Raw genomic sequence first — 3,956 nt, forward strand, 5'->3', positions numbered from 1 at the left:
CGACGATCCACCGCTCTTCCGGCGGGCCCAGTAAGAAAAAGGCGCCGCTGGTCATCAGGCCGCAGAGGAAAAAGAGCCCAAAGACTCCCCCTGCCGTCGCGATCTGCATGGTTTTCTTGCTGATGGTCATTTTATTTACCTCCTCGGTTAATGACCTAACTTTTGGACAGAAGCTTGACGATCGTCAACCTTTTGTCCGATCTTAGTGTGCTAAAACTACTGAGTTTTGACTCAGAGAAGAAGATTCATTGTAAATCCTCTTCCCTGCTTCCTACTCATTAGTAGTCTCAAGGCAGGATGGTTATCGCATCCGTTACCCCCCCTTTCAAGACGAGGATTTGTGCAAAAGCGAACGTTGCCCTGCTTATCTTTTATCTCGAAAGCGCAGAGTTTCCGGTTTAAAGGTACGTCACGCAGTCGTACCAACTCTCGCTTACTTCCCCATCTAAGTCGCGATAATTACGAGCGAGCGGTTACGCAAAAGTGAACGTTGAGGGGGAGCCCCGACCCGAAGGCGTCGGGGAGGACTCCTTGAGTGAACATTGCGTAACCCGAGCGAATCTTACTCGAGATTACTCCACCCCCTTCGTCTCTTAACTCCGGAAGTAAGGTTTCGTTAACACAGCTACCAGCTTCCAACCGCTAACCATCGGCCAAATTAGATGTTAGATGTTAGAAGCTAGAAGCCGACAGCCGCGCTAGCGCCTTACCCCCAGAATTAAAGGCCGAAAAGTCCTTGACAACATCACGCCTTTTCTGATTAAAATAAACTAATCTGGCGTTATTAATTTATCGCCGATTTATACCGCACTGTGAACGTGGTCTAACCCCTTTCTACGGTGCGGTTCCTATTTGAGCAAAACTGGAGAGGGTCATAAACTTCAACAGACCCTCAGGCTTCCAGTTTTCAAAACTTCAAAAAAATTATATTGTACCTATCTCTTTGTCCGGCACATGTCTACCACACGTGACTTTATCACAAAATCGCTCGGTTGTCAACCTATAGTTGTACCTATAGCATCACGTTTAAGGCCATTAATTATAGGATAATTTTTCCAAAAGGGGACCCCTTAAAGGGGTCCCCTTGCGGAACTAAACGAACTGGGTTAAACTAAATTCAATGCCATCCAGAAATTCTCAAAAAACATATTTTAAAAACGGGTATTACCACCTCTACAACAGAGGTGTCGAGAAAAGAATAATCTTCTCCGATCCACAAGACTACTCTGTTTTCATCGGTTACCTTAAAGAATATCTTAGCCCGAAAAATTTAGATGAACTTTACAAAAAGTTAGCAGATAAAAATTCAAATTGGGCAGAAAAGGAGAAGATCTTAAGGAGTCTGAGAATGAATAATTTCTACCAGGAGATAGAACTACTTTCTTACTGCCTGATGCCCAATCACTTCCATCTCCTCATTAAACAAAGGAGTGAAAAAGCTATCGACAGCTTCCTCAATTCTTTACTAACGCGTTACGTTATGTATTTCAACAAAAAAAACCAACGAGTGGGGCATCTCTTCCAGGATGTTTATAAAGGGGTCGTGGTCACTTCCGAGGGACAGCTTGCCCATCTTTCACGATACATCCACCGCAACCCCCTTTCACTAGATAAAGAGCTTTCTCGAAAGCATCAAAGAGCTTACACATCACTTCCAGAGTATCTAAATGAGAGAAAAACTGACTGGATCAAGACCGACGACGTAATCAGCACCTTTTCTCAAACTGGCAAGAATTCCTATCAGTCTTTCGTCAACGAATTTGATGATTTAGAATTTCTCAAGGACCTCATTATCGAAAATCTCTAAGTCCCTAATTCTCCAAAAGGGGACCCCTTTTGGAGAATTTGAGGGTTATTTGCGGGAATCCGAGGAGTCTTATGAATTCGGGTGGCTCTTGATTTTCGCGAAGATCATTTTTCCGGCGGACGTTTGCAGTAAACGACTAACCTCAACCTCAACTTCGCTGCCGATAAGTTCCTGACCATTCTCGACGACGATCATCGTTCCATCATCAAGATAGCCAACACCCTGGCGTCCGTCCTTACCCTCTTGGATCACTTTTATCGTTAATCTCTCACCGGGAAGAATAACCGTTTTGACAAAATTAGCTAAATCATTTACATTAAGAATTTTCACTCCGGAAACGGAAGCCACCTTATTAAGGTTGTAATCGACCGTGGCCACCTTGGCGCGCATCTTTTTCGCCAGCCGTGTCAATTTTCCGTCAACGTCGGGCCCCGCAATCTCTCCATCCCAAACCGAAATCGGAGTTTCCTTCTCTTTTTTAGCGCCGTCAAGTAAGTTAAGTCCGCGCCGGCCTCTTTGCCTTTTAAGGTCATCACCGCTATCGGCCAGCCCTTGAAGTTCACTGATGACGAAGGTCGGTACGACGAACTCACCAGAGATAAAACCGGCCTTAGCGACATCAAAAATCCGCCCGTCAATAATCGCCGAGGTGTCTAAAAGAATCTTGTTTTTTCCGTTTTTAACATCCACTGAAGCTTCCAGCGATGAATTACCTTTTTGACGGTTCCTCACCTTTCCCGCCTCCCGAGCGAAAAAGGAACCCATCGAACGGGCCACCGTTGTTTGGACGCTAACCTGGATGAGGGTTGAGAGCCACCGGACAATGGTTTGAAAAGTATTGACGATGACGTAAGGGATGATATAGAGTCCGGCCGCGCCGGCGATAAAAGCGATGAGGGTTTGGGCGAGGTAAGGAACGTTAAAAAGCGCACTCTTTGAGAGATAATCATTGCCGGCAATAAAGCCGAGTACTAAAAGGACGGAACCAGATATTATCCGGAAGATGATAAAAGATAACTTCATGATAAAAACAACTCCCTCGCGAATAGCCAACGAAAGATAAAACCAAGATAAATTTTTAACTTAAGAGAGCGCCTTGATGACGGCCTCTTTTATGGTGCTCGCCGTCCCCGGAGCGATAATCCGACTAAACCCAAGCTTCTCCGCCTCTTTCTTACGACGCTCAATTAAACTGACGGTACGGATTTCTCCGGTCAGTCCCATTTCCCCGAAAACGACAGTGCGCTCTTTAGTGGGATTGTTTTTGTAGCTGCTCACGATGGCGAGAGCCACAGCCAAATCGGCGGCGGGTTCGGAAATCTTTACTCCCCCTGTCACGTTAACATAAATGTCAACCTCCTGCAACGGAAGCTTCAAGTGCTTTTGTAGGACGGCGACGATAAAAAGCAACCGGTTAAGATCGTAACCGGTAATTGAACGGCGGGGATAACCGAAAGCGGTTTTAGCGGTTAAAGCTTGGATCTCCAAAAGGAGCGGACGGTTCCCTTCTAAGGCCACGGTCAGAACCGTTCCCGGCCCGGCGCCTCTTTCTTTTATAAAAGCCGCACCCGGACTGGTAACTTCCTTAAATCCTCTATCCTCCATTTGCCAAACGCCGACTTCCGAGGGATCGCCGAAACGGTTTTTCACGGCCCGTAGCAGCCGGAAAGGCAGCGTCCGCTCGCCTTCTAAATAAAGCACGGTATCGACAACATGTTCGAGAACTTTCGGTCCAGCGATATCGCCCTCTTTATTGACATGACCGATCATAATTAACGGTATATCCTTCTCTTTGGCTAAATTCGTCAACCGTTTAGCGCATTCTTTCACTTGGGCGACCGAACCGGCGGAAGAAGCAACATCAGCTAAAGACAAGGTTTGGATCGAATCAATGATGACCAGCTGATATTTAGAAATAGGGTCAGGCTCCTTAACTCCCACTTTCCTCAAGGGGTCCCCTTTAAGGGGTCCCCTTTCGGAACTTATTATCTCAACTATCTCATCGACGTCCGTTGCCGTGACAATTTCAATACCTTCTCCGGAAATTCCCAATCTTTCGGCTCTCTGTTTAATCTGCGAGGGAGACTCTTCTCCGGCAACATAAAGAATTGACAAGGAACAATTGGCAATTGACAATTTTTCTCCTTTG

3 protein-coding genes are annotated in these 3,956 nt (G+C 46.1%); 1 reads left to right on the forward strand and 2 read right to left on the reverse strand.

All coding sequences use genetic code 11. The annotated features are described in order from the left end of the window. Nucleotides 1-1,120: 1,120 nt before the first annotated feature. The gene (locus A2048_10810) at nucleotides 1,121-1,807 is read left to right on the forward strand and encodes a hypothetical protein (protein OGP09119.1); all 687 of its coding nucleotides are present in this window, start codon (nucleotides 1,121-1,123) and stop codon (nucleotides 1,805-1,807) included. A 69-nt stretch (nucleotides 1,808-1,876) separates the two neighbouring features. Here the strand turns inward: A2048_10810 and A2048_10815 are convergent, their stop codons facing one another. Further along, nucleotides 1,877-2,830 carry a hypothetical protein gene (locus tag A2048_10815; protein OGP09120.1) on the reverse strand — a complete coding sequence of 318 codons (954 nt, stop codon included), beginning with the start codon at nucleotides 2,828-2,830 and terminating at the stop codon, nucleotides 1,877-1,879. A gap of 60 nt (nucleotides 2,831-2,890) precedes the next feature. After that, nucleotides 2,891-3,956, reverse strand: a 1,066-nt coding sequence (locus A2048_10820; protein ID OGP09121.1) for a hypothetical protein, incomplete at its 5' end; no start/stop codon positions are given.

Source organism: Deltaproteobacteria bacterium GWA2_45_12 (assembly GCA_001797365.1).
In the GTDB taxonomy this organism is placed as follows: domain Bacteria; phylum UBA10199; class UBA10199; order UBA10199; family UBA10199; genus UBA10199.

What these genes read in the sequence shown, in the direction of transcription:
- A2048_10810 (OGP09119.1), top strand. Translation starts at nt 1,121, where the DNA reads ATGCCATCCAGAAATTCTCAAAAAACATATTTTAAAAACGGGTATTAC.
- A2048_10815 (OGP09120.1), bottom strand. Translation starts at nt 2,830, where the DNA reads ATGAAGTTATCTTTTATCATCTTCCGGATAATATCTGGTTCCGTCCTT.